The sequence below is a fragment of the Saltatorellus ferox genome (assembly GCA_007751475.1).
Taxonomy (GTDB): domain Bacteria; phylum Planctomycetota; class UBA1135; order UBA1135.
In genome coordinates, this window is record CP036434.1 from 5464653 (window position 1) to 5489270 (window position 24618).

Consider the following 24618-nt stretch of genomic DNA (forward strand, 5'->3'; position numbering starts at 1 on the left):
CGATCCTGCAAAGATCCACAGAGCGGGAGCCCGAAGGCGCCTGCGGGACTGAGGCCTGTGAGAATCTGCCTTTCGCCAACCGACCCGATGGGTCTACGCGTCTTCCTTCGCCGCCAGCGTGATCAGCTTGTCGCCGGCCGCCACCGCGGTGCCCGCCGACGCGTGGATCGCCTTCACGATTCCATCGCCGCCGGCCGGGATCTCGTTCTGCATCTTCATGGCTTCGAGGATCAGGAGCGGCTGGCCTTCCGTTACCTCATCGCCCTCGGCCACGAGCAGTTCGACCACGACCCCGGGCATCACGGCCTTGAGAACGCCGCCGCCCTTGTTCGCCGCCTTCGCCGCGAGGTTCGCCGCGCGCTCGCGCTCGTCCTCCAGCTCGCAGTCGTAGCGGTAGCCCGCGAGCGTCACCGAGATGTCGTGGGGCGTTCCCTCCATCGACATGGCGTAGCTCTTGCCGCCGTGCATCAGGATGATCTGCCCGAGGTTGTCGGCCTCGTTGTATTCGAGTTCACAGGGCTCTCCGTTCAGGAGGACCTGGAGCTCTCCGAGGCGCTCGGTGACCTCGACCTGGTGGGTGGTCTCTCCGATCTGTACGAATGTCTTCATGGTTCAGGAGTCGGCTTGGAAGATCAGGAGAAAGAGGTGCTGTGGCCCGCGCGCTTCACGTACGCAGCGGTCTCGCCGCGCGCCCGGGCCGTCCAGCCCGTGCGGGCCGCGTCGGCGGGCGCGAGCGCGCGGCGCTTCGCGAGCTTGTGGCGGTAGATCGCGGCCGCCACGGCGGCCAGGGCCTCGTACTTCTCCGGGGACGTGATCGTCAGGCTCTCCAGGAAGTGCGTATCGATATCGCCCTTGCGGAACGCCTCGTGCTCCAGCACCTGGAGCGCCGCAGGCAGGCCCGTGTGGACGCCGCCGACGTTCATCTCCTGGATCGCGCGGATCATGCGCTCGATCGCCTGCTCGCGGTTCGCGCCCCAGACGATCAGCTTGCCCAGCATCGGGTCGTACTGGAGCCCGACCTCCAGGCCGCGGTACATCGCCGTGTCGAGGCGCACCCACGGGCCGCCCGGGGCGCGCAGGTTGTGCAGCGTGCCGGTCGAGGGCAGGAAGCCGTTGAACGGGTTCTCCGCGTTGATCCGGACCTCGATGGAGTGACCGTTGATGGAGAGCGCGTCCTGGCCGTAGCCGAGCTCCTCTCCCGCCGCCACGCGCAGCTGCTCGCGCACGAGATCGACGCCCGTAATCATCTCGGTGATCGGATGCTCGACCTGGAGGCGCGTGTTCATCTCCAGGAAGAAGAACTCGCCGCCCGACCACAGGAACTCGACCGTGCCCGCGCCGCAGTAGCCCACGGCCTTGCCGGCCTGGATCGCGACCTCGCCCATGCGCGCCCGCGTCTCCTCGTCGATGATCGACGACGGCGCTTCCTCGACGAGCTTCTGGTGGCGGCGCTGGATCGAGCACTCACGCTCGAAGAAGTGCACGCCGTTGCCGTGGCTGTCGAACATCACCTGGACCTCGATGTGCCGCGGGCGGTCGAGGTAGCGCTCCAGGTAGAGGCGCCCGTCGCCGAAGGACGCGACGGCCTCGCCGGAGGCCGCGCGGAACGCGGACTTCATCTCGGAGGGCTCGCGCACGACGCGGATGCCCTTGCCGCCGCCGCCGGCCGCCGCCTTGATCGCGATCGGATAGCCGATCGCCTCGGCTTCCTTCACGGCCTCTTCGACATCGGCCACCGGATCGACGAGCCCGGGCACGCACGGCACGCCGGCCTCGCGCATCGCGCGGCGGGAGATGATCTTGTCCCCCATCGTCTCGATCGCGCTCGGCGGCGGACCGATCCAGGCGAGCCCGGCGTCGACCACGCGGCGCGCGAACTCGGCGTTCTCGGAGAGGAAGCCGTAGCCCGGGTGAATCGCCTCGGCGCCCGTGTCCTTGGCCGCCTGGATCACCTTGTTCATGTCGAGGTAGCTCTCCGACGGGAGCTTCCCGCCGAGGGGCACCGCCACGTGGGCCATCCGGGTGTGCAGCGCTCGCGCGTCGACCTCGGAATAGACGGCAACGCACTCGATGCCCATCTCTCGGGCGGTCCGAATGACGCGGAGTGCAATCTCTCCGCGGTTCGCGATCAGGATTCTTTTGAACATGGGCGTGATGGGATGGCGTCTCGGGGGCGCGAAGAGATTCTCATGTCTGGACCCCCGTCGCGCCACCGGGAACGGGGCGATATGGGCCTGCGACCACCCGCTGCATCGGGACCAGGGGCTCGCGCGAACCCGTCCGTGAGCACCATCCGCTCCCGAACACCATGAGAATTCCCCTCACCGCCGCTCTCCTTCTCGCCGCTTCCTGCGTCTCGACCCCGGACGTCGAGGGCGTCATCCAGGGCCCGCCGGCCACGTCCGAGGAGCCGGGATCCGCGCCAGCGGAGAGCTCGATCCTGCCCGACCGAACGCCCGTCCTCGAACCCACCGAGTTCACGCGCGAGGAACTCAGACGTGAGGCCACCGCTCGCATCGAGGCGCTCGACACCCGATGCCGCGAACTGCTCCCCGCTGCCCAGGCCGGGGGTGCTTCCTACGAGGCGCTGATGGAGGCGTCCAGGGCGCTCATCTTCAACGCCGACCTTCGGATCCAGACCGATGTGGCTCTGAGATTCGACCCGAACGACCTGCCGACGACGTCGACGCTGATCGACGCCGAAGACGACGTGTCTTCGGACCTGAAGGGCGAGGTTCGCTCGCTGGCGAAGGAGTCCCGCGACCTGGCCGAGCGCGCGTCGGAACTTCGACCCGACGACCCCGCGGCCGAACTCTTCACGACGCTCGGCATCGGCCTGAGCCTCTGGTCGATGGGTCCGCTGCAGGCGCTCACGAACGGCGCGACCACCACGCTTCCGAAGCGCATCAAGGCGATCGCGGAGAGTCATCCGGAGTTCGAAGGGGCGTCGCCGCTGCGTCTCAAGGGGCGCTTCGCTTCCCGAGCCCCCTGGCCCTACAAGGACAAGAAGGCGGGCGTCGAAGCGCTGGAGCGCGCCGTCGAGGTCGCCCCCATCCCCCTCAACCTGCTCTTCCTCGGGGACGCTTACTGGGTCAACGACCAGGAGCAAGCCGCGCTCGCCGCATGGGAGCGCGGGACGCAGGCCGTCGCGGATCTGGAAACCGAGATCGCGTCACCCTTCTTGCGAGAGATTTGCAGGCTGCGGATCCTATCGGCGCGGAAGGACTGACGGTCAGCCCCGTTCGATCGCGAGATCGAGCGGATTGTCGCCGTCAATCCGAAGTGCGTGCTTCATTCCCAGGAGGCGCGCACGCGCGGACGGCAGACGCTCCATCAGCCTTTCGACAGGGCCGACGCCGAGCCGCAGTCCGCGCGCCCGCCGCACGAGCACCTCTTCGCTGGCCGTGATCGCGACGAGCGCGTCGCAGAGAGAGAGATCGGCCTCCGACGGATCATCCAGGACCTCGAGGGAACGACCCGCCGCGCGCGCCGCTCGCTGAAGATCCCTCGCCAGAAGCGTCTTGCCCGCCAGCGGAAGCCCGAGCACGCCGAGCTTCGAGGCGTCTGCGAAACGCTCCAGGATCCCCGACACGCTCGCGTCGCGGGCCCCCAGGCGAGGCAGCAGCTGGTCGAGTCCATCGAGGGTCGCCTCCGCTGCGACCTGTTCGTGCAGCCCGCCGTAACCGCGCGGGATGTGCACGAACGGCAGGCCGTTCTCCCAGGCCGCATCGCGGTCGCCGCGCCGATCCCCCACCATCACCGCGCTGCGGGTGTCGAAGTGCTGGAGAATGTCCGCGACCATGTCTGCCTTCGTCCGGACCCCGGGGCTCCGGAGGCAGCGCGCCTCCTCCACCCAGCGACCCAGCCCGACGCCGTCCATCATCGTGTTCAGGTAGTCGAAGCCGCAGTTCGAGGCGACTCCCACGCGCACGCCGCGCTGGCGCAGTCCATCGAGGAGCTGCTCGGCGAAGGGCAGCGCCGCGCCCTCGCGGCGCGCGAGCTGCTCCTTCTCGGCCTTCGCGCAGGCCGCCATCAGGATCCCGAGCCGCTCGGCATCCAGCGCCGGGAAAGCCTCCGCGAAGGCCTCGTCCATGGGCCGACCCACCATCTGGAGCCACTCGGCCGTGCCGGGCACCTCCCGCTGGAGCCCGAAGTCACGGGAGAAGGCCAGCGCGGCCGCGCGGGCAGCATCCGGCCAGTAGCGCTCGGTGGCGACCAGCGTGCCATCCAGATCGAAGATGACCGCATCGAAGGCAAAGGAACTCACGCGCGCATGTTAGTGGAGACATCCAGGTCAGTAGACTCGGGCCCATGACACTTTCCGCCCTGGCCCTCGCAGCACTGGGATTCTTCCCCCAAGGTGATTTCCCTGCCCCGGCCGCCGACGTGGTTCCACCGGTCCAGGGTGACGCCGTCGCAGCCACGCCGAGATCACTGGACGCGAAGTTCGGCGAGCGCCTCATGATCGAGCTCTCACGGGAGCCGCGGATCATCGGAACGCCCGGCTACGATCGAGCGCTCGACGTCGTGGAGGACACGCTGCGGCGGGCGGGTGTCGAGACCCGTCGCGGCCTTCGCAAGAGCGGACGCGCGATCCCGCTGCGATCGGACGTACTGCTCTTCGAGGACGGGAGCCAGAGCGAAGCCTTCGCCGGGCTCCGGGAGCGCTGGGATCCGAAGGCGCTGCCGACGATGCCAAGGCCCATGGCCTACGACCACAACCCCGAGAGCGCGGACGTGCGCGGCGCCGTGATCCACGTCGGCGGCGGGCTCGAGGACGACTTCGGCCGGGTCGAGGGGGTCGGACTGGACCTGAAGGGCGCGATCGTGCTGGCGACGATGGAGCTCGCCCCGGGCGCGCGCGTCACCTCCGTGCGGGAGATCGCGCAGAGGGCCGCTGCTGCGGGAGCCGCGGGCCTGCTCATCGCACCGGCCCCCGCCAGCGAAGGGGCCCCCGCCAGCGAAGGGGCCCCCGTGAAGGAGACGGCCCTCGGTTTCGTCGAGGAGAACACGATCCAGCGGGACCCCCTGCCCTTGCCCGTGGCGCCGATCCGCGGCGTCGAAGCCGAGGCCATCGTGAAGCGCCTGCGCACCAAACGGGTGCGCGGCGAGGACGGAAAGGCGACCCCGCTCCGTCTCGGCCCGGGTCCCGTGGAAGCCTCCATCACGGTCGAGTGCCCGCTCGTCCTCCTCGACCAGGTGCCCGAACTGGTCGTGCCCCTGGAACCAGACAAGAAGGGTCCGACGGTCGAGCGCCTCGTTTCGCTGGGCGACCTCTGCGAGCGGCCGCTCGGGGGCGCGTTCGAGCTGACCGCCGAGGTCCTCGCGCTCGTGCATCATCTGGATCGAGACGCCCTGGCCCTGCGCCGTTCCTCGGCGCCCGAATTCGAGTCCGATGGGGCCTTCCACATCGTCTTCGGCCCCTTCGCCGTCTCGGACCGGCCCGCGCTCCTCGCGCCGGCCAGCCTTCCCTCCGCCCCCAGCGCCTCCGATCCGACCCTCGAGACCTGGAGGCCGACCCCGGCCTTCCGCACGACCCTGATTCCGTCGAGCTACGGGTCCTTCGACGCCCTCCGCACGGCGCTGGACGAAGAATGGAGCAGCCGCATGGATGCAGCCGCCCGATTCGTCGGCTACGAGACCCGACTCCTCGACATCCAGGGCGCCCTGCCCTTCGAAGACGCTGGCTGGGCCGAGATCGCCCGCCGTATCGACGAAGCCGCGGACACCCTGCGGCGCCCCCTCTGATCCCCACGTTTTGGCCATCCTCCTTCGCTTCTTCCGGCGGTTCCTTCTCTACAAGGCGCCGCTGCTCCTGGGTCTCCTCTCGATCCCGCTGGCTCAGCTCGCGGACGTGGGGATCACCCTGCTCGTCGGAAATTCGCTGGATCGCGCCAAGGACGCGACGGATGCCGAGTGGATCCAGACGGTGCTCCTGTGGATGGCGGTCTACGCCGTCGGTCACTGCGTCATGCGCTTCTACCAGCGCTGGCTGATCGTCGTCGTGTCGCGCCGGGTCGAGGTCGACCTGAAGAACGAGCTGTTCAAGAAGCTCACCTCGCTTCCGTTCTCGTTCCACGACCGGAGCCGTTCGGGAGACGTCGTGTCGAGGCTCACGAGCGACGTCGAGGCCGTCCGCATGGTCCTCGGGCCAGGCATCATGTACACGCTCGGCGCGCTCATCATCGTGCCGATCAGCCTCGCGATCCTGTTCACGATCCAGCCGCTGCTCGCGGTGCTGATGGTGCTCCCCATGTTCGCCATGGGCTTCACGATGAAGCTGCTCTCGGGCCGACTGCATCGCCAGTCGACCGCCGTCCAGGAGTCGATCGCGGGCATCAGTCACCGGGCTCAGGAGAACTTCGGCGGCATCCGCATCGTCAAGGGCTACTCTCGCGAGGATCAGCAGGCGCGGCTCTTCGAGGTGACGAGCGCGGAGAACCGGAACAACCAGATCGAACTCGGGAACGCTCGCGGGCTCACGAACGCGGCGATCCACGGCTCCTTCGACACGACGTTCGCGGTCATCCTCGCGGTCGGCGGGATCGCGGCCGTCGATCGAACGCTGCCTGTCGGCGATCTCTTCAAGTTCATCGACCTGACGCTCAAGGTGTTCTGGCCACTCATCGCGATCGGATGGATCCTCGGGATGCTGCCCCGTGCCGTCGCGAGCGGCGAGCGGATCGAGGAGCTCCTGGACGAGGAGAACTCGATCCAGGACGGTGACCTGAAGCTCGACGTGAGCGAGATCGAGGGATCCGTCGCGTTCGAGAACGTCTCCTTCACCTACGAGCGCGGGACACGTCCGGCGCTCTCGGGGATCAGCGTGCAGATCGCGGCCGGAGAAACGCTCGGGATCGTCGGGCCGACGGGGTCGGGCAAGTCGACGCTGCTGAACCTCGTCGGGCGGCTCTTCGAGGCGGACTCGGGGCACGTCCTCGTGGACGATCATTCGGTCCGGGATCTACCGCTCGACACGCTGCGCGGGTCGCTCGGCTACGTGCCCCAGGACTCGTTCCTCTTCAGCGAGGCGTACGACGAGAACATTCGATTCGGTGCGGACGGTGAGATCAGCGACGAGGAGATCGATCGATTGATCGAGCGCGTGGCGATGAAAGACGAGGTCGCGGAGTTCAGCGAGGGCAAGAAGACGCTCGTCGGCGAGCGCGGCGTGACGCTTTCGGGCGGCCAGCGGCAGCGCACGTGCATCGCGCGGGCGCTCGCGCGGAACCCGAAGATCCTCGTGCTGGACGACTGCCTTTCGGCGGTCGATACCGAGACGGAGCGACAGCTGCTCGGTAGCCTGCAGGCCGCCGGCCACGGCCGGACGGTCCTCGTCGCCGCGCACCGCCTCACGACCGTACAGCGCGCCCACAAGATCCTCGTTCTCACCGCCGAAGGCGGCGTCGAGACGATCGGCACCCACGAAGAACTGCGGTCGCGGCCCGGCTGGTACGCGGACACCTGGGAGCAGCAACAGCGCACGGAATCGCTCGCGCAGTCGATCGAGCGCGAAGTGGCCGAGGCGGCGAACGCGTCGGCCGGGAGGCAGGCGTGAGTTCGGCCGACGACATCGACCACTCGGAGCTGGTCGCCACGAAGGCCTGGGACAGCTCGCTGTTCAAGCGGCTCTTCCGCTACGTGCGCCCCCACAAGCCGCTGTTCTTCGCGAGCTTCGCGGTGCTCCTGCTGCTCTTTGCGGGCGAGCTCCTCGGCACGCGGATCTGGCGCGGCGCGATCGACGGCCCCATCAAGGACGCGGCGGGACAGGCGGACAAATCGCCCTATCTCTCCGAGCTGTATCTCTGGGTCGGCGGCTACCTCGCCCTCATCGTGTTCACGACGGTCCTCCGCTACTTCGAGACCGCGACGCTCACGAAGACGGGACAGGCGATCGTGCACGACCTGCGTTCGGCCGTGTTCCGGCACATCCAGCGCCTCGACCTCGGCTTCTTCGACAAGCGCCCGACGGGCTCCCTCGTGACCCGGGTCACGACGGACATCGAGAACCTCTCGGAGATGTTCACGTCGGGGGTGATCGTGCTCCTGTTCGATCTGATCAAGGTCGTGGTGGTGCTCGCGATCCTCTTCACGATCAACGTGAAGCTGGCGCTGATCACCGTGGCGACGACGCCGATCCTGATCGCGGTCAGCCTTTCCTTCCGCGGCGGGGCCCGCCGCGCCCACCGCGAGGTCCGCGCGCGGCTCGCGAAGCTGAACGGCTACCTCCAGGAGGTCCTGAACGGCATCCGCGTGGTCCAGGTCTTCCGGCGCGAGGAGCGCGTGGGCCAGCGCTTCGACGAGGCCCTCAGGGAGTACTTCATCGCGAACAAGAAGACGATCTTCCTCTTCGCGCTGTTCTTCCCGGCGATGTCGTTCGCGGTCTACATCATCCAGGGCGCCGCGCTCTGGGCGGGCGTCCGCGCGATCGTCGACGTGAACCTGACCTACGGCGAGTTCGTGCAGTTCTGGCTGCTGCTCAACATGCTGGTGCGGCCCATCCGCGAGCTGGGCGAGCGCTACAATATCCTCCAGAGCGCGTTCGCCTCGGCGGAGCGCGTCTTCCAGGTGCTGGACACGAAGCCCGAAGTGGTTTCCCCGGCCCGGCCTCGTGCGATCGCGGCCGCCGGAACCTCGCCCCACGTCGTGTTCGAGGACGTGCACTTCCGGTACGTGAAGGACACGCCGGTCCTGAAGGGCGTGTCGTTCGAGATCCCGCCCGGGAAGACGGTGGCCGTCGTCGGAGCGACGGGCGCGGGCAAGTCGACGCTCGTCAACCTCCTGCTGCGCTACTACGACGTGAGCTCTGGCCGGATCCTGCTCGACGGCGAAGACGTGCGCGAGGTGGACCTCGAAAGCATGCGTTCCCGATTCGGGCTGGTGCTCCAGGAGGACTTCCTGTTCGCAGGAACGGTCCGGGACAACCTCGTGATGGAGCGAGAGGGCGTGACCGAAGGCTCCCTGGAGACCGCTCTGGAAGCCGCGCAGGCCCTCGACCTCGTGGAGCGGATGGACGGCGGGCTCGACGCGGAGGTGGCGGAACGCGGCTCGACGTTCTCGACCGGCGAGCGGCAGCTCCTGGCGATGGCGCGTGCGCTGGCGGCGAACCCGGACCTGGTGATCCTGGACGAAGCCACGGCCGCCGTGGATAGCGCGACGGAGCACAAGATCGAGCGAGCGACGGCGCGGCTCCTGGCCGGCCGAAGCGCCCTGGTGATCGCCCACCGCCTCTCCACCATCCGCGACGCGGACGAGATCCTGGTGATGGCGAGGGGCGAGATTCGAGAGCGAGGAACCCACGCCGAGCTGCTGGCCCAGGACGGCCTGTACGCGAAGCTGCACGCGCTGCAGTTCACGGGCGCTGCATGACCGCGCGTGGGCGCTGCGGAGTGGCGGTCCCCCACGCAAGATGCGAGATTACCGCCATGCACCTCGAGAAGAAGACCCTTCGGATCACCGTCGATCCGGTTTTCACCAGCCTCCAGACCACCTTCGAGACCGGCAGCTTCTGGGTGCCGCGGAGACCCGGCCAGGGCCAGCCGCCGATTCTGAACTTCGCGCTCAGCGAGCTGAAGGATCTCGAGGACGAGTTCGCCGACCGCGTGCGGGCAGGCGCGACCCCGGATGAGCGCTACTGGGATCTGCTCGACGCGTACTTTCGGATGAAGCGCCAGGGCATCCAGCGGCACGAAGATTCACAGGTCCGGCTGGGCGGGTTCGAGGCGCGCGTGCGCCGCGCGTACTCCTCTGTGGAAGTCGCTGGCGCGATCCCCGGGGCGCCCAAGGAGGAGCTGTTCCACCTCTTCGTCAACGTCGACTTCGAGGATGGAACGATGCAGGAGTTCTCCTGCGATTGTCGCATGGCTGAAGCCGAGCGCTTCGAGCCGCTCTTCTGGCAAGCGCTTCGGAGCGCCGAGTTCTTTGGCGATCGAGCGGCCGCGCTGGCCGAGCAGAACGCGGTCTTCGACGCGGCCTTCGATCGCATGGAGGCTCTCATCGGCGAGGCCGATTCGAGCGCTGCGCCAGGAGTCGCCGCCGCTTCCGAAGAGGGGGCGGCAGAGCTCCCCTTCGAGGCCCCGGCGAACGGCGAGAGCCACTTCCGCCTCGGCGGCTTCGAGGGCACCTTCGTCGAGCCCGAGACGAGCGTCGGCGTGGCCAGGTTCTCCAAGGAGTTCGGCTTCAAGCTCGTCGCGCGGCTGGCGACGCCGAAGCTCGCCCAGGAGAAGAAGCTCCTCAGCGAGTACGGAGACCACGGCGAAGTGAGCCTCTCCTTCCACGTGCGGGGCGTCTATCGACAGGGCGGCAAGGCCGCGGGCACGTTCGCGGTGAAAGACGATCGCTGCGCGGCTCCATACTCCAACCTTCGGACGGACGGGCTGGACTACCGGCTGCACTTCGACGGGCAGATCGGCATCCAGGACGGCTGGATTCACGTGCGTGGGCGCCTCGGGTGTCCCTACGAGCCGAGCCTCGACTTCGAGGTCGATATCGCTCGGCGCTTCGACGAGAGCACCGTCGACTGGTCAGGCTACCAGTTCACGACGGTGGAAGAGATCGAAGCGGCTCCTCCGGACGTCGTGCGGCAGGTCTTCCTCCAGGGCAACACGTTCCCCGCGAAGCTCCTTCAGTGCACGCAGCTGGAAACGCTGACGGTGCGATGCCAGCGGGAGGAGCCCGCGGGCATCGGCAGCCTGGACGCCCTCGCCGCATGGACCCGACTGGAGAGGCTCCACCTCGAAGGTTTCTACATCGACGCCCTGCCCGAAGCCATCGGGACGCTCGAGAACCTCACGTTCCTGTCCCTCGACGACTGCGAGCTGCGGAGGGTTCCCGACAGCGTCTGGTCGCTGCCGAAGCTGGCGAACCTCAGCCTCGATGGCAATCCGCTCGCCGCTTGGCCCGAGTCCATCGACCTGCCTGCGATCCGTAAGATCTCGCTGGAGCGCTGTGGCCTCCGCACCCTCCCCGCGAACCTCGCGCTCATCCCTGCGCTCCAGCAACTTCAGCTCAGCGGAAACGACTTCGAGTCCCTCCCCGAAGAGTTCAACCGCGAGGACCTCAAGGTGGGGCTCTCCAGCGCGGACAAGCGGCGCTTGCTCGACTACGACTACCGCGGCGCGGGCGGCGCCGGAGTGGTCGAGTGGGACGACGCGGCCTACTTCGCGCGCGGCTCGCTCGAGCTTCGCGCCCGCGTCGACAGGGCCCTCGAATACCCGAACCTCGCGCCCTTTGCGGATGCGCTGCGGTACCTCATCAAACGAGCCGTCGGCTTCCACCAGGTGGGTCCCGAGGACTACGCCGCCGTCGGCGGGCACCGCTTCGGCGGGATGCCCGACCTGCCCCCATCGATCCCCTATCCACGGTTCTCCGGCAAGGATTACGAGGGGCACCCGTTCGATCACGCGTACGAGTTCCTCGCCCAGATTCGACTGGATGCCATCGCGGACCTGCAGGACTACCTCCCGCGCACGGGGATCCTGTACTTCTTCCTGACGACCGTTCACGACGTCTACGGCGATGGCAAGAACGACCCCGTGAAGGTGATTCACCACGATGGGCCGCTGGAAGACCTGGTCAGCGGCCAGCACCTTCACATCGACCCTGACGAATACTCGGAGATGCCGGACGGCGCCTACGCGGCCTTCCGCGCCACGGCGACCCTGGTGGCGAGCGCGCCGGAGTTCTACGGCGCGCGCTCGAATCCGCATCTCTTCCGAGGCCCGGCCGCGGCGCTGGCCGAGGAGAGCGACGAGGTCCGCGACTTCCTCGACGGTGCGACCGACGCTCTCCGGGAAACCCTGGGCCCGGAGCCCCGTCCCGACCACTGCATCAACGCCTACGCGTTCACCCAGAACGAAGATCCCGAGCACCAGGCTTCGCTGGCACGGCGAGGCAACCCCGAGGATTGGATCGTGCTCCTGAACCTCGGTTCCCGAGGCGACTTCCAGTGGGGCGACGCGGGCGACCTGCTCGTGGTCGCCCACAAGAGCGACCTTGCCCGCGGCGACTTCTCCGGCGTCTTCTGCACGCTGGAGAGCAGCTGAGGCCACATCCAGGGGAACTCCAGGAACCACCGCGCCAGCCTTCGATTCCGCGAGCACCGCCTTCTGCGGCGCAGACTCCTCGGTCAGGAAGATTCGAGCGGCAGGAACGAGCTATAGCCCTCCACGTACGTCGGGTACCGGAAGCGGAATCCAGTGTCGACCAGCGCCGTCGAGCGAACGCGCTTCGTGGACGCCGGGCCAGTCGTATCCATGGCCCTTGGCCTGGGGGCCCCGAGGCGCTCCGCGAGCCAGGTCAGCACCTCCGCTCGCGGGGAAGGCCGGGTGTCGCTCACGCAAAGAGTCTCCGGCAGCGCAGAAGTTCCTAGGACATGCACCAATGCGCGGGCTGCGTCTTCTTCGTGGAGCTGGTTCATCCAGCCTTCTGCCGAAGCCGGGTACGTGGCTTCGCCGGCTCGTACGCGATCGAGGAGCACGCGGCGGCTCGGGCCGTACAGACCCGAGAGCCGCAAGGCACAGGCCTCGAACGGGCTGGCCTTGGCCACAGCCTCGGCCTCCAGCATCCTGATGCCGGTGAAGTGCATCGGCGCAGGGATCGTCGACTCGTCGACCTCGGATCCGTCGCCGTGGCCGTAGACCCCGGTGGACGAGACGAAGAGGACGCGCGCATTCGACGAGTCACGCTTGAGGGCTTCCAGCACGTTCTCGAGTCCGACCACGTAGGCGAGGCGATACCCCTCGTCCGTGCGCGTGGAAGCAGCCACGCTGTAAATGACGGCGTCGAGCCTCTTCGGCAGATCGAAACGACCAGCGGCCACGTCGCCGCGGAGCGCGATGACGCCGTCCGGGAGCGGGCGCTGGCTTCGGCGCAGGCCGAAGACCCCATGCCCATCGGCCACCAGCTGCTCGGCGGCAGCGCTTCCGAGCCGTCCGCACCCGACGATGAGAATTCGCATGATAGGAGTCCAAAGGGCGGCCTGCGGCTCGCCGAAGGTGCTCGATGGCTATCTCTCCAGCATGAGCTCGACCGTTTCGAGGTCGAGCTCCAGCACCACTCGCATCCTCACGATCGTCGCCACGCGGTCCAGCAACGTCGTCGCGATCAGCACTCGCTGATCGCCCTCGACGCCGGGCCCGAGCAGCCCCGACACGTAGGCCTCGCGCAGCACCACCGACTCGACCCGGAACACCTCGGCCACCGCTTCCAGCTCCAGGTACACCACGCCGTCGATCTCGATCGGTTGACTCATGCCGTCTCTCCCTGGACCCGCGCGCCACCGTTCACTCGCTGCTCTGGAGTCGCTGTCCTCAGCTGCGCAAGTTCCGTGAGCAGCTCCCTTTGACGATCGCTGAGCTCCGTTGGAAGCGCAATCTCCAGGACCGCCATCATCTCGTCCGTGCCCTTGTCCTTGTTCGCGAGTCCCTGGCCGCGCAGGCGCAGCTTCGTTCCACCGCGCGAGTTCGGCGGAACCGTGATCGTGACGACGCCCTTCGCCGTTCGCACGTCGACCTTGGCGCCGGAGACCGCCTCCCACGGCGCGATCGGGACCACCGCCTCGAGCTTGCCAGCGACCAGTCGATAGCCTTCGTCGTCCTGGAGCTTCAGCACCAGGTGCAGGTCGCCCGCTTCCCCGCCTTCGGCGCCAGGTTCCCCGAGACCCTTCAATCGCAGCGTCATGCCGTCGCGAAGCTCGCTCGGGATGCGCAGGTCGATCTCGCGCTCCCGATGGACCACGCCGACGCCGCCGCACGACGGACAGACGTGCTCCTGGAGGAAGCCCACGCCTCCGCAGGTCGGACAGCTCTGGCGCGTGGGCACCGTGAAGCTCCGCTTCCCGCCCTGGAGCGCCTCGCCTATCGGCAGGTGCAGCTCCGCACGCACGTCTGCGCCGCGGTGCCTGTAGCGAGCGTGGCCGCCCGCTTGACCGGCGAAGTCCCGGCGCACCTGGTCACCGAACATGCTCTGGAAGAAGTCCGAGAAGCCGCCACCGCTACCGAAGGCGGCTTCGAACTCCTCTCGGCTCATCGAAGGGCCCTGGCTTCCCTGGGGGCCACCCTGCGAGCCGCGGCGGGCTCCGCCGAATCCGGAGCCCTGCGCTCCGGAGCTCCCAGGCCGGAACTCCTGTCCGTGCTCCCAGTGCTCCCCGAATCGGTCGTAGCGCGCACGCTTTTCGGCATCGCTCAGGACCTCGTAGGCCTCGCTGATCGACTTGAACCGACTCTCCGCGTCGGCTCCGCCATCCGCGTCACCGCCGTGTTGATCGGGATGCCACTTGAGGGCCAGCTTGCGGTAAGCCTTCTTGATGTCCTTGTCGGAGGCTTCGCGTGGAACCCCGAGGACCTCGTAGTAGTCCTGGAACTTCATGAGACACGAGCATGATGACTCGGGCCCCGTGAAGGCCACAAGGACAATCTCAGGCGGGACGCGGAATCAGCCGGCGCTGATCGCTCTTCGCCTCGAGGACCTCGATCGTCGCCGCCACGAGGCGCTCGACGGTGATGGACGAGTTGTCGGCGGTCTTCGAGTACGAACAATAGTCTGCCGAAGTGCTCACGACCTTGGTCCCAAGTCCGTAGAGCTCGATCTCCGCCGCCGAGGTCGGCGCGAAGAACGAGACGATCGAAACGTTCATCGCCACGCCGACGTGCAGCGCGAGGGAATCGCTCGTCAGCAGAACGTCGCTGAGGCCGACGAACCCGGCGAAGGTCGGAAGGGCGTTCTCCGTTCCCCCGTCGATGGCGCGCGCGTCGAGTCCGAGGCGGTTGATACCCGCGAGGATCTCGTCGTTGCGTTCGCGCTCCGGGGGTCCGCCGAGGACCAGGAAAACAACGGGCTGATCGAGCGCCGTGACGAGGGCACGGGCGTAGCCCACGACGCGGTCCACCGGCAGTCCCTTGCTCGTCCATCGGCCGCCCGCTCCGGTGTTCAGTCCGACGACCAGCGTGTCACGACGCAGGCCCATCTTCGAGGCAAACGCCTGGGCTGCAGCGACGGCGTCGGACGGCAACGGCAGCTCCGGCCTCCCCGCCTCGATCCCGAACATATCCGCGAAGATCTCCGGGTGGCTGCGCTGATTGTCGATCTTGCGCTGGTCCGCCGCCGCCTTGCCGTCACGCGAGAGAAGCCCCATTCCGAACCAGGGCTCGACGTCGTCCGTGTACGCACGCTCGCCGCTCTGCGTGAGGAAGGCACCCGAGAGGCGGCGGTGCGGAAGCGCCGTCGCGAGCTGGCACAGCGGTTCCTCGTCGTCCAGCGAGAGGATCCAGTCCCAGGTGATGCCTGCCAGGTCCTCGGCGACCCGCTCGATCGAAGCTTCGTCCTTGACGTCGCACGTGACGACGCGCTCGATGCCCCGGTGGCGATCCACGAGGGGCTTCGCCGCGTCGGCGGTCAGCCAGGTCACCGCCACGCCCGGATACTTCTTGTGAAGCCCGGCGAGGATGGACGTGGTGCGCAGGACGTCGCCGAGCGCGCCCGTCTTGATGACGAGGAGTGAGTTCACCCCCCAAGGGTCGCCGCACAGGGTCCTCTGACTCAAGCCCGGCTTACCTCAAAGTCACACGAACGTGGCTCCACAGGCCCCCACGTCTCTTCCTGGTCCGTCTCGCCCGAAAATTCATCCGGGCGCGGACCGCTATCCACCGGGAATCACCAGCAGAAGTTCGACGGTCTCGCCGCCGCCGACGACGGTCCTGCCGGCCCCGCCTCGTCCCGCGATGAGAACCGCTGGCAGGGGCTCGCCACCGGGCTGGAGCAGCCATCGGCCCGCGGCGGGAAGGGCGTCTGCCAGCCGCTCCAGGAGCGAGCGCACCGAGGCGCCATCAGGGCCGACCTCCACGTCGAGTTCCAGGAGCGCCCGACCCGTACCCGGTTCCACCACGGCCCGCGCGCCCGGGTAACCGCCCAGCTTGGCGGCGAGGAGACCTGACGCGTGAACACGGACTCGTCCAGCGCGATCGCGTCCGCCGTCACGCACCGCAGGCACAGGCCTGTCACGAACCGGGAGCGCGACGGTCCCGCCCACGGCCTCGACGTATCCACGCACGGCGGCTGCCGGTAAGTCCGCCCCGGACGCTCCGACGTCTTCTTCGGGAGAACGACCCCGAAGCGTACGGTGCAGCGCACAGATCTCCGCCCCCATCGCAAGCCACTCGTCGCCGTCCATGCAACCTGTCACGGCGAGCGCCAGCGCGTCGAGGCCGAGCGCGCCGTCCGCGAGCAACGCGGAACCTGAGAAGGCGCAGAAGCCCGAATGGTCGAGCGCCGCGGCGTAGCACTCCTGCCAATGCGCTATGACGCCGGCGTTGAACGTCTCGTCGTCCTGCAAGCCGCGCATACGAAAATCGTGCTGCCAGGCGACGCGCGTCGCGGCGTCGGACGTTTCACTGGCGCGCAACCCGAGCACGGAGAGACTGCGAAGCGGCTCGGGCCCGCGTGCACCCAGCTCGATGCCCACGCGTCCCGGGAGATCGGTGGGCATGAGCGGTCGCGCGGGCTCGCGGTCGTCCTCGGGCGTGAGCGCGAGCGCGCGCTGGTGGAGAGAGGACGCCGGGTCCAGCAACAGGCCTGGATCCAGCGCCTCAGCCGTGAGAAGAAGCGCAACCGTCCGCGCGTCCATGCCGAGTTCGTTGCATCGACCGAGGGCCGCGAGCGCCGCCTCCCCATCGCCGTCACGCACAAGGCCCTGGAGTGCCGCGAAGCGGCCGCCCACACGGGAACCTGCGCCTGCATCGTCATTCGGGCCTGCGCCGTCGACCTGGAACTGCCAGCCGCAAGGCGTCGGACAGCCCTTGCAGCCGTGGCGCGTCCTGCGCTCGCCTTCGCGTGGCCGCACCTCGGCCGCTTCACCGCGAACATCACCGAGTTCGAGCGTGCCCCCGAGCGCGCGCGCGACGAGGCGCGGGGAGGATTCCAGGGCGCGCGCGAGCGTCGACGCCGAGGCGCACGCTTGCGGGTCGCGCTCGGCGCGCTCCCCGACGACGATGCCCACGACGCCGGCCTGCGCGACCGTGGCCCCGAGCCCGCCTCGTCCGACGAGGCTCGGCGCGCTTCCACCCGCGTCCCAGGACCCCAGGTTCGCGAAAGGCAGCCCGACTTCCGCGGCGGGCCCGACCAGGAGGGCATGCCCTCCGTCCGCCGTCCAGGCGCGCGCTCGCTGGCCCGTGGTCGCGTCGGACTCGAGCGTGGGCTGGCGAAGCTCCACAGCACCCTCCTCGTCGATCTCGATGAGCCAGCGATCGGGCCCGGCGGCTCCGAACACGAGCAGAACGTCCGTATGCCGGACGAGCGCCCGCGCGAAGGCGCCGCCGAACGGGGCCTCGACGACGCCTCGCCGAAGCGGCGCCCGGCCGGTGATCGTCGCCCGGGCCGCGGTCGGAAGGCCGCGCCGCACGGCGTCGCCGACGCTGATCGCAAAGGCCGGGGCCGTGGGCCCTGCGTCCCATGTCGCACCCGCCCTCGCCGCTGCCCTCGCCGCTGCCCCGAACGCGGCGACTGCCAGCGCGGAGCCGCCATGGGCCGCCATCCGGCGAAGATCGAGCGATTCCTCCACCGAACGCGCGAGGTTCGCGTAGTGCAGGGACGCCTTCCCCTCCAGCGCCACGACCAGGAGGCGCGAACTGGGCATTCCCCTATGGGCCAGCCCCTCATCCCGACCCGCAGTCCCCGCGCCGGGGAACACGCCCCGGTAGACTCGATCCTCTGTTCCTGAACCTTGCAAGACGCCCACGGTAGCTGCCTCCTGTCGCTCCATGGGGCGGAATCGTTCCTGGTACGGTAGCGCACCACCCCATGACCATCTCAGCCCATCGCCTCGGACTTCTCGCGACACCGTTCCTCTTGGTGGCCGCGCTCAGCCACGCCCAGGACGGCCAGCCCGCCGCCACCCCACCGCAGTCGACGCAGCCAGCGGGCCAGCCAGCGGGCCTGCCAGCAGCACAGCGCGGCGGCGCCGACCCTTCCGATGATGCCTTCAAGCTCGGCTCACCGCCCGCTCTGGCCGATGGACTCACCGAGGAGGACATGTGGCCAGCGGCGACGGCCGAGGGCTGGAAGGAGCCCTGCCTCGTCCAGTGGCAGCGTTCCTTCGACGACGCCCTCGCGGTCGCGCGCCAGCGTCACATGCCGGTCATGGTCGCGGTCAACATGGACGGCGAGATCGCGAGCGAGCACTTCGCGGGCGTGCGCTATCGAAGCCCCGATACCGCCGAGCTGATGTCGCACTACGCCTGCGTCATCGCTTCCGTGTACCGGCACACGCCGCGCGACTACGACGAGAACGGCCAGCGCGTGCCCTGCCCGCGCTTCGGCACCGTCACCTGCGGCGAGCACATCCAGGCGGAGCGCGAGCTCTACGACCGGTACTTCGACGGCAGGCGGATTTCGCCCCGTCACATCGTGCTCGATCTGGAGGCGCGCGAGACCCTCGATGTCTTCTACTCGTGGGACACCCAGACGGTCACGAACACGTTCGTCAAGGGCGTCGAGGGCTGGCCGGAACCTCAGCCGGGGCCCGAGCCAACGCTCGAGAACCTCGCCCAAAGTCACGCGGTCGCGGATCGCGAGTTCCTGGAGCAGCAGTACGCCACCGGCAGCCGCGAGGAGCGCCGGCGCATTCTCATGGCGCTCCTGGAGCCCGTCGCGCTGGACCAGGTCGAAGTGCTGCGCAAGGCCATCTTCGGATTGGACCTGGAGCTCGCGAGGCTGGCGCGCAAGGCGCTCGCAGAGTGCGAAACCGAGGGCGCCCTCGATCTCATGGCCGAGGTCTTGAAGGAGCCGATCAAGGACGAAGATCGCCAGATGCTGCTCGCCGCGGTCGAGCGCATGTCGGCGACGTCGCCGCGCGCCAAGACGCTGGCGGCGCTCCACAGCGGGCTCACGCTGGAGTCGAAGCACCTGTCGATGCCCGCCGAGGAGACGCTCGCCGTGGCCTACGAATCGGCCGCGCGGCGCGCTCCGAGCGTGGACGCCCGCGCCGAGGCCGCGGAGGCCAGCCCCAGGGATCCGGCGGCGGTGCTGGGCCTTGCGGAAGCGATGCTGGAGCAATCGCTGACCGCCGAGAAGCGCTACGCGGATCTGTTCGCGGACGATGCCCGGGCCACGGCCGAAGAAGCGGCGAGCCTGAACGCGGATCCGACGCGTCTCGCTGCCGTGCGAGCGGTCCTCGCCTGGCGCAGCGGAGACTTCCGGACCGCGCGGGACCAAGCCGTGACGGCGGTGGAGAATGAGTACCTGCTTCTCCGCAACACCGAGAACGAGGAGTCGCAGACGCCTGCGATCCAGGAGCGTGTGCTGCGCCTGTTCGCGGATGCGCGCCGCGCACTCATCCGCCGCGCCTACCGACAGGGCCAAGAGTGGGATCCGGAGTGGCTGAGCGACCTCAACGCCGCCTACTCGATCCTCACGCGCACCGGCCGTATCGACGACGCGACGATGGTCGATTTCTATGACTTCCTGGCGTGGATCGGCGCAACGCCGCGGGCGAACGAGGTGCTGGGCGACGCGCTGAAGCGTTTCCCGGACTCCAGTGTGGCCCATGAGCGGCTGCGTTCGAAGCTCTTGTACGAGGGGGGCCCCGAGATGCTGGAGACGTGGTACGGCGAGCGGCTTGGGCGCGTGGAGACCGAAGCGTCCCGAGGCGAGCACCTCGCCTGGTTCGCGGGCTACGCCTCGCTCGTGGCGGCCGAGAACCATCGCCGCCGCAGCCAGTTCGACGAGGCGCTGGCGTCCTATGCAAGGGCCATCGAGCACTTCGATGGTCATGGCATCCGCGTCGATTCGGTGGAGGATGATTCAGCTCACTACGTGGCGCTCGCCCTCGCGGGCCGCGCCCGTGTGCTCATGGAGCGAGGTCAACTCGAAGGAGCCACGGGCGCCCTGATGGCGTCCTTGAGCCGCCGCCCGGAGTCGGCAGCCTCCCTGTACGGCCTCGGGATCACCCCCATCGCGACGGCCAAGATGCTGAAGGCGAAGTGGGCAGAGGCCGGCGACGCCGAGCGTGCCGCGTCGGTCCAGACGGCTCTCGAGGCGCTCGATCCGAAGCTGCTGGAGCCGCCAGCGAATGAGCTGCCAGCCGCGCGGCCGCGGGGCGGGCGGTAAGGTCTGGGCCTGGCCTTGGCCCCTCTGAGGGCGATCACCGACCTCCCGCTCAGCTCCGTGGTGTCCGCGAGGACACCCGGGCCCACCTCGGCGCCCGTAGGGCGCCGAGCGGCCCGCGCGAGGCTTGCCCTCGCGGCCCGTCCGGCGAGGACGCCGTGCGGCGAGCACGCCCGCGCGGCGAGCGCGCCCGTCCGGCGAGGACGCCTGCGCGGCGAGCGCCACGCGATGCAATCGCTATTTCGCCGTCAGGCGAAATGCCAGAGATACTGCGCGCCGTCACAACGATAGGACGGCCCGGCATTTCGCTGCCACAACGGTCGCGCGGCCCGGCTCCACTTGCATTGGCAGCAGACCCGACCGCCAATCGCCGACCGCCGCAGGTCTCCCGACACAGGCAGCCCGACACAGACTGCCTGCCGTTCGCGCGAAGCGCCGAACGCGTGGGCTGAGGCTTCCCGGTAGCGGCTGGTGGGCTGCCCGCTGGAGCGCTCGCCCGTCAGGGCGAGCTGGGCGGGGCTGAGGGCTGAGGGCTGAGGGCTGAGGTCTCAGGCCTCAGGTCTCAGGTCTCAGGTCTCAGAGGCCAGTCCGACATCCGCCCAGCTCGCCCATGCGGGCGAGCGCTCCAGCGGACAACCCACCAGCCGCTACCGGGAAACCTCAGCCCACGCGTTCGACGCTTCGCGCGAACGGCAGGCAGTCTGTGTCGCGAAGTCGGCAGGGCGAAGTCGGCAGGGGGAAGCGGCTGGAGCAGCGGTCAGCGGCCAGCCCACCAGCCGCTACGGGGAAACCTCAGCCCACGCGTTCGGCGCTTCGCGCGAACGGCAGGTAGCCCGTCTCGGGAGGTCAGCGGCGGGCGGGACTGCTGCCAAGGCAAGTGGAGCCGGGCCGTCCTATCGCTGTCACAGCGCGCAGTATCTCTGGCATTTCGCCTGACGGCGAAATAGCGATTGCATCGCGTGGCGCTCGCCGCGCAGGCGTCCTCGCCGGACAGGCGTCCTCGCCGGACAGGCGTCCTCGCCGGACAGGCGTCCTCGCCGGACAGGCGCCCTCGCCGGACAGGCGCCCTCGCCGGGCGGGCGTGCTCGCCGCACGGGCCGCGAGGGCGAGCCTCGCGCGGGCAGCTCGGCCCCCTGCGGGGGCCGAGCGGGGCCCGGGCGTCCTGCGGACGCACGGAGCTGAGCGGTAGAGCAGCGCGGGACTGCGGGAAAGAGCCCTGAAAGTCACCCGGCAAGCCTCCCACAGACTGCTGGAGTTCCTTCATGGAGTGGACGCCCTGATTGGCCTACCCTGTCCGGCCCGGCACGACCGCCCCCCGCACAGACGCACAGACGCCCTTGCTCGAGAATCACACGATCGCCCGCATCGCTGGCATTCCCATCCGGGCGAATTTGGCCCTTGGGTACATGCTGGCCCTGTGGGCCGTCTGGGGCGCGGCGAATGGGCACGCTGGCTCGACCGCCGTCCTGATCGTGCTGTCGACCGCCCTGTTGATCGCCCACGAACTGGGGCATGCGTTCGTGGCGCGGCACTTTCGGCTCGATGTGATCGACATCATTCTGTGGCCGCTCGGCGGGATGGCGCGCATCAGCAACATGCCCGAGGATCCCAAGGTCGAGGGCTGGGTCGCGGCGGCGGGGCCGCTCGTGAATTTGGCGCTGGCCTTGGTGGCGGCCCCGCTGCTCATGGTGGTTTCGCCGGGACCTGACGCGCCCCTCGTACGCGGCACGAACATCGCCGTCGGAGAGAACCTGCACGGCATCGTGCTGCTCTTCGTGATCATCAACGTCGCCTACGGACTCTTCAATCTGCTGCCAGCGTTCCCCATGGACGGCGGACGGCTGTTGCGGGCCTTTCTCGCGCGCGGAGGACGCAGCTGGGTCGCCGCTACCGAGAAGGCGACCAGCGTCGGCAGCGTGATCGCCTGGACGATCATCGTGCTCTCTCTCTTCAAGGGCGCCTGCTTCCTCTCGCTCATCGGCTTCTTCATCCTCTGGGCAGGCTTACGCGAGCGCTGGAGCGTCCGGTTGAAGCACCAGGTCGAGTCCATGGGAGGCTCGGCTGGCCGGTTTGCGGGATGGGAACATCTGATGCGCCAGCGAGCGGGCGGCGCTGCGGCAGCCGGTCCCACGGCCTTTGACGCTCCCCCGGACGCGGCGGCGTTCGACGAAGAACCTCCGGTACCGAAGGGCGGGGGCCAGGGCCTGCACAAGGGCTTCTCGGAAGAAGATATCGAGCGGCTCGAGTCGTTCCGCGGGCGGCTCAAGAAGCCCGGTCCCGAGTAGATCCGACCCTGGAGATCCCCACGGCCTACACTGAAGGCCCAATTCTCCGGGCCGCTCCACGCGGCTCCCAGCGCTGGCCCCTGTGTGGGCAAGGAACTCCATGATCGCTTCGACGCTCCTCGCCCTGATCGCGGGCCTCTCCAACGTCGCGCCCGCCGCGGTGAGCGTGGCTCGCTGCTCCGATCCCGCCCTCGCCGGCGAGCTCAGCCCCATCGCGGAGCAGCTCGCGGCCGCCGACGCCAAGCTGGCCCGACTGGTCGCGATACCCTCTGCGGAGCGAACCGTCGCCAACACGCTGATCGCGATCGACGACGCCATGGCCCGGCTCTTCGAAGACGTGCGCATGATCGGCTTCATGGCCGACGTGTCGACGGATCCCGCCGAGCGTGCACGCGGTCGCGAAGCCCAGTCCGATCTCTCCAACTGGTTCGACCGGCTCGGGAAGGACGAGGCGGTCTTCCGCGCGGTGACGGAGCTGGAGGCGCTGGATCCGGAGATGACGCCCGCTCAGCGGAAGTTCTTCGACGACACCGTTCGCGACTACAAGCGCGCCGGCCTCGACCTGCCCGAGGAACAGCGCCGGCGGCTCGTCGCGATCGACGAGGAGATCAACGAACTCGGCTCCGACTTCCGCAAGAACATCGCGGACGATGGCACCACCGTCTTCTTCACGAAGGACGAACTCCGGGGTGTGCCCGAATCGTTCCTCGGGTCGATGAAGCGCAGCGGCGACCTCTACATGGCGGACATGAAGGGGCCCAGCCTCGGCTACATCCTCGGCTACTGCGAGGTCGAATCGACGCGTCAGAAAATGGGCGCGGCGGCCGGACTCCGCGGCGGACAGAGGAACGTCGAGGTCCTGGAGAAGCTCCTTCTCCTGCGCCACGAGCGCGCGACGATGCTCGGCTATCCGAACACGGCCGCCTACGTCCTGGAGACGAAGATGGCGAAGACGCCCGAGACCGTCTTTGCGTTCTACGAGGACCTGCAGCCCAGGGTGCGCGTCAAGGCCGAGGCGGACTTCGCCGAGTTCGAGGCCGCCAAGCGCCAGCACACGGGCGACCCGGAGGCGAAGCTCGGCGCGAGCGACGTCTCGTTCTACACGAACTGGCTCAAGCGCGAGAAGTACGCCGTCGACACCCGCACGCTGCGGGAGTACTTCCCGATGGAAGCCGTCACCGAGGGCATGTTCGACGTCTACCAGGATCTCTTCGGCATCACCTTCCGGGAGATCACGAACGAGGCGAAGGAGACGCGCCCCATGTGGCACGAAGACGTGCGGCTCTTCCAGGTCTACGATCAGAAGTCGGAGGAGATGCTCGGCGAGTTCTACCTCGACCTCTTCCCGCGCGACGGCAAGTTCAGTCACGCCGCCCAGTTCCCGCTGCGCCTCAGGAAAGTCTGGCCGAACGGCGAGATCTCGACGCCCCTGGTGGCGCTCGTGTGCAACTTCACCGAGCCCACGGAGGACCTCCCCTCGCTGATGTCGCACGACGAGGTCAAGACCTTCTTCCACGAGTTCGGGCACTGCCTCCACAGCATCCTGACGAGGTCCAACATCGCGAGCCTCGCGGGCACCAACGTGCCGCGGGACTTCGTCGAGGCCCCGTCGCAAATGCTGGAGAACTGGATCTGGCGACCCGAAATCCTCGGCCGCTTCGCCAGGCACCACGAGACCGGTGAGCCCCTTCCCACCCAGATCATCGAGGGCATGATCGCGGCCAAGAACCTCGGCGCGGGCTTCAACAACGAGGGCCAGATCTACCTCGGGCTCATGGACATGCGCTTCCATACGGACGAGGACGGCATCGTGGACACCACCAGGGTCTGCGAAGAAACCTACGCGGAAACACGAACGTTCGAACCCGTCGCGAACCTGATTCGTCAGGCCTCCTTCGGGCACCTCGTGGGCTACGAAGCGGGCTACTACGGCTACCTCTGGTCCTCGGTCTACGCCCAGGACATGTGGAGCCGCTTCGCCCCGGAGCCCATGAACGCGAAGGTCGCCGCAGAGTACCGCGAGCGCGTGCTTGCGCCCGGAGGCACGCGCCGCGCACTCGACATGGTGCGGGAGTTCCTGGGGCGAGAGCCGAACGGCGACGCGTTCTTGAAGCACCTCGGGCTCTGATCACCCGCCCGCCGGATATCCGAGACGAAAAGAAAGGGCCCGCATCACCGGGGTGATGCGGGCCCCTGGCCTGGAGAGCCTGACGCGGGTGCGCGGCGTCTGCGCGTG

The 24618-nt window shown here is 68.6% G+C and carries 16 protein-coding genes; 8 read left to right on the forward strand and 8 right to left on the reverse strand.

The annotated features are described in order from the left end of the window. Positions 1 to 93: 93 nt before the first annotated feature. On the reverse strand, positions 94 to 609 hold the full coding sequence (locus Poly30_RS19640) for an acyl-CoA carboxylase biotin carboxyl carrier protein subunit (RefSeq protein WP_419190399.1): 516 nt from the start codon (positions 607 to 609) through the stop codon (positions 94 to 96). Positions 610 to 632: 23 nt separating this feature from the next. Beyond that, complete coding sequence (locus Poly30_RS19645) at positions 633 to 2147, reverse strand: acetyl-CoA carboxylase biotin carboxylase subunit (RefSeq protein WP_145201183.1); 1515 nt, start codon at positions 2145 to 2147, stop codon at positions 633 to 635. Positions 2148 to 2308: 161 nt separating this feature from the next. Between Poly30_RS19645 and Poly30_RS19650 the strand changes: the two genes are divergently transcribed. After that, positions 2309 to 3229, forward strand: coding sequence for a hypothetical protein (locus tag Poly30_RS19650; RefSeq protein ID WP_145201185.1), 921 nt, complete (start codon positions 2309 to 2311; stop codon positions 3227 to 3229). Positions 3230 to 3232: 3 nt separating this feature from the next. Here Poly30_RS19650 and Poly30_RS19655 read toward each other — a convergent pair whose 3' ends face one another. Further along, a complete protein-coding gene (locus tag Poly30_RS19655) occupies positions 3233 to 4267 on the reverse strand; it encodes an HAD family hydrolase (protein WP_145201188.1) in 1035 nt (344 codons plus the stop codon). 44 nt (positions 4268 to 4311) lie between these two features. Here Poly30_RS19655 and Poly30_RS19660 point away from each other — a divergent pair, with 44 nt between their 5' ends. The 4 genes from Poly30_RS19660 to Poly30_RS19675 are packed head-to-tail and all read left to right on the forward strand — an operon-like array spanning position 4312 to position 12044. Further along, positions 4312 to 5748, forward strand: coding sequence for a PA domain-containing protein (locus Poly30_RS19660; protein ID WP_145201191.1), 1437 nt, complete (start codon positions 4312 to 4314; stop codon positions 5746 to 5748). A 10-nt stretch (positions 5749 to 5758) separates the two neighbouring features. Next, positions 5759 to 7558, forward strand: a complete 1800-nt coding sequence (locus Poly30_RS19665; RefSeq protein WP_419190400.1) for an ABC transporter ATP-binding protein — start codon at positions 5759 to 5761, stop codon at positions 7556 to 7558. Next, positions 7555 to 9369 carry an ABC transporter ATP-binding protein gene (locus Poly30_RS19670; RefSeq protein ID WP_145201197.1) on the forward strand — a complete coding sequence of 605 codons (1815 nt, stop codon included), beginning with the start codon at positions 7555 to 7557 and terminating at the stop codon, positions 9367 to 9369. Before Poly30_RS19665 ends, Poly30_RS19670 begins: the two co-directional genes overlap by 4 nt. A 56-nt stretch (positions 9370 to 9425) precedes the next feature. Next, positions 9426 to 12044 carry a DUF1963 domain-containing protein gene (locus tag Poly30_RS19675; protein WP_145201200.1) on the forward strand — a complete coding sequence of 873 codons (2619 nt, stop codon included), beginning with the start codon at positions 9426 to 9428 and terminating at the stop codon, positions 12042 to 12044. 83 nt (positions 12045 to 12127) lie between these two features. Here the strand turns inward: Poly30_RS19675 and Poly30_RS19680 are convergent, their stop codons facing one another. The 5 genes from Poly30_RS19680 to Poly30_RS19700 all read right to left on the reverse strand — a co-directional run bounded on the left by Poly30_RS19680 (position 12128) and on the right by Poly30_RS19700 (position 17629). Next, complete coding sequence (locus tag Poly30_RS19680; RefSeq protein WP_145201203.1) at positions 12128 to 12958, reverse strand: NAD-dependent epimerase/dehydratase family protein; 831 nt, start codon at positions 12956 to 12958, stop codon at positions 12128 to 12130. Positions 12959 to 13006: 48 nt separating this feature from the next. Next, positions 13007 to 13252, reverse strand: coding sequence for a hypothetical protein (locus tag Poly30_RS19685; RefSeq protein ID WP_145201206.1), 246 nt, complete (start codon positions 13250 to 13252; stop codon positions 13007 to 13009). After that, on the reverse strand, positions 13249 to 14367 hold the full coding sequence (locus tag Poly30_RS19690; protein ID WP_145201209.1) for a DnaJ domain-containing protein: 1119 nt from the start codon (positions 14365 to 14367) through the stop codon (positions 13249 to 13251). The genes Poly30_RS19685 and Poly30_RS19690 overlap by 4 nt, the downstream gene beginning before the upstream one ends. A 49-nt stretch (positions 14368 to 14416) precedes the next feature. Further along, positions 14417 to 15505 carry a glycosyltransferase family 9 protein gene (locus Poly30_RS19695; RefSeq protein ID WP_145201213.1) on the reverse strand — a complete coding sequence of 363 codons (1089 nt, stop codon included), beginning with the start codon at positions 15503 to 15505 and terminating at the stop codon, positions 14417 to 14419. Positions 15506 to 15637: 132 nt separating this feature from the next. Then, positions 15638 to 17629: an aldehyde ferredoxin oxidoreductase N-terminal domain-containing protein gene (locus tag Poly30_RS19700; protein WP_419190401.1), complete on the reverse strand. Its 1992-nt coding sequence runs from the start codon at positions 17627 to 17629 to the stop codon at positions 15638 to 15640. 164 nt (positions 17630 to 17793) lie between these two features. Here Poly30_RS19700 and Poly30_RS19705 point away from each other — a divergent pair, with 164 nt between their 5' ends. The 3 genes from Poly30_RS19705 (at position 17794) to Poly30_RS19715 (ending at position 24510) form a co-directional block, all read left to right on the forward strand. Next, complete coding sequence (locus Poly30_RS19705; RefSeq protein ID WP_145201219.1) at positions 17794 to 20100, forward strand: tetratricopeptide repeat protein; 2307 nt, start codon at positions 17794 to 17796, stop codon at positions 20098 to 20100. 1334 nt (positions 20101 to 21434) lie between these two features. Next, a complete protein-coding gene (locus tag Poly30_RS19710) occupies positions 21435 to 22382 on the forward strand; it encodes a site-2 protease family protein (RefSeq protein ID WP_145201222.1) in 948 nt (315 codons plus the stop codon). Positions 22383 to 22482: 100 nt separating this feature from the next. Further along, positions 22483 to 24510: a M3 family metallopeptidase gene (locus Poly30_RS19715; RefSeq protein WP_145201225.1), complete on the forward strand. Its 2028-nt coding sequence runs from the start codon at positions 22483 to 22485 to the stop codon at positions 24508 to 24510. Positions 24511 to 24618: the final 108 nt, after the last annotated feature.

Excerpts from the sequence above, each read along its gene's own strand:
- Poly30_RS19640 (WP_419190399.1), bottom strand. The coding sequence starts at position 609 with ATGAAGACATTCGTACAGATCGGAGAGACCACCCACCAGGTCGAGGTC.
- Poly30_RS19645 (WP_145201183.1), bottom strand. The coding sequence starts at position 2,147 with ATGTTCAAAAGAATCCTGATCGCGAACCGCGGAGAGATTGCACTCCGC.
- Poly30_RS19650 (WP_145201185.1), top strand. The coding sequence starts at position 2,309 with ATGAGAATTCCCCTCACCGCCGCTCTCCTTCTCGCCGCTTCCTGCGTC.
- Poly30_RS19660 (WP_145201191.1), top strand. The coding sequence starts at position 4,312 with ATGACACTTTCCGCCCTGGCCCTCGCAGCACTGGGATTCTTCCCCCAA.
- Poly30_RS19675 (WP_145201200.1), top strand. The coding sequence starts at position 9,426 with ATGCACCTCGAGAAGAAGACCCTTCGGATCACCGTCGATCCGGTTTTC.
- Poly30_RS19680 (WP_145201203.1), bottom strand. The coding sequence starts at position 12,958 with ATGCGAATTCTCATCGTCGGGTGCGGACGGCTCGGAAGCGCTGCCGCC.
- Poly30_RS19685 (WP_145201206.1), bottom strand. The coding sequence starts at position 13,252 with ATGAGTCAACCGATCGAGATCGACGGCGTGGTGTACCTGGAGCTGGAA.
- Poly30_RS19690 (WP_145201209.1), bottom strand. The coding sequence starts at position 14,367 with ATGAAGTTCCAGGACTACTACGAGGTCCTCGGGGTTCCACGCGAAGCC.
- Poly30_RS19700 (WP_419190401.1), bottom strand. The coding sequence starts at position 17,629 with ATGCCCAGTTCGCGCCTCCTGGTCGTGGCGCTGGAGGGGAAGGCGTCC.
- Poly30_RS19705 (WP_145201219.1), top strand. The coding sequence starts at position 17,794 with ATGACCATCTCAGCCCATCGCCTCGGACTTCTCGCGACACCGTTCCTC.
- Poly30_RS19715 (WP_145201225.1), top strand. The coding sequence starts at position 22,483 with ATGATCGCTTCGACGCTCCTCGCCCTGATCGCGGGCCTCTCCAACGTC.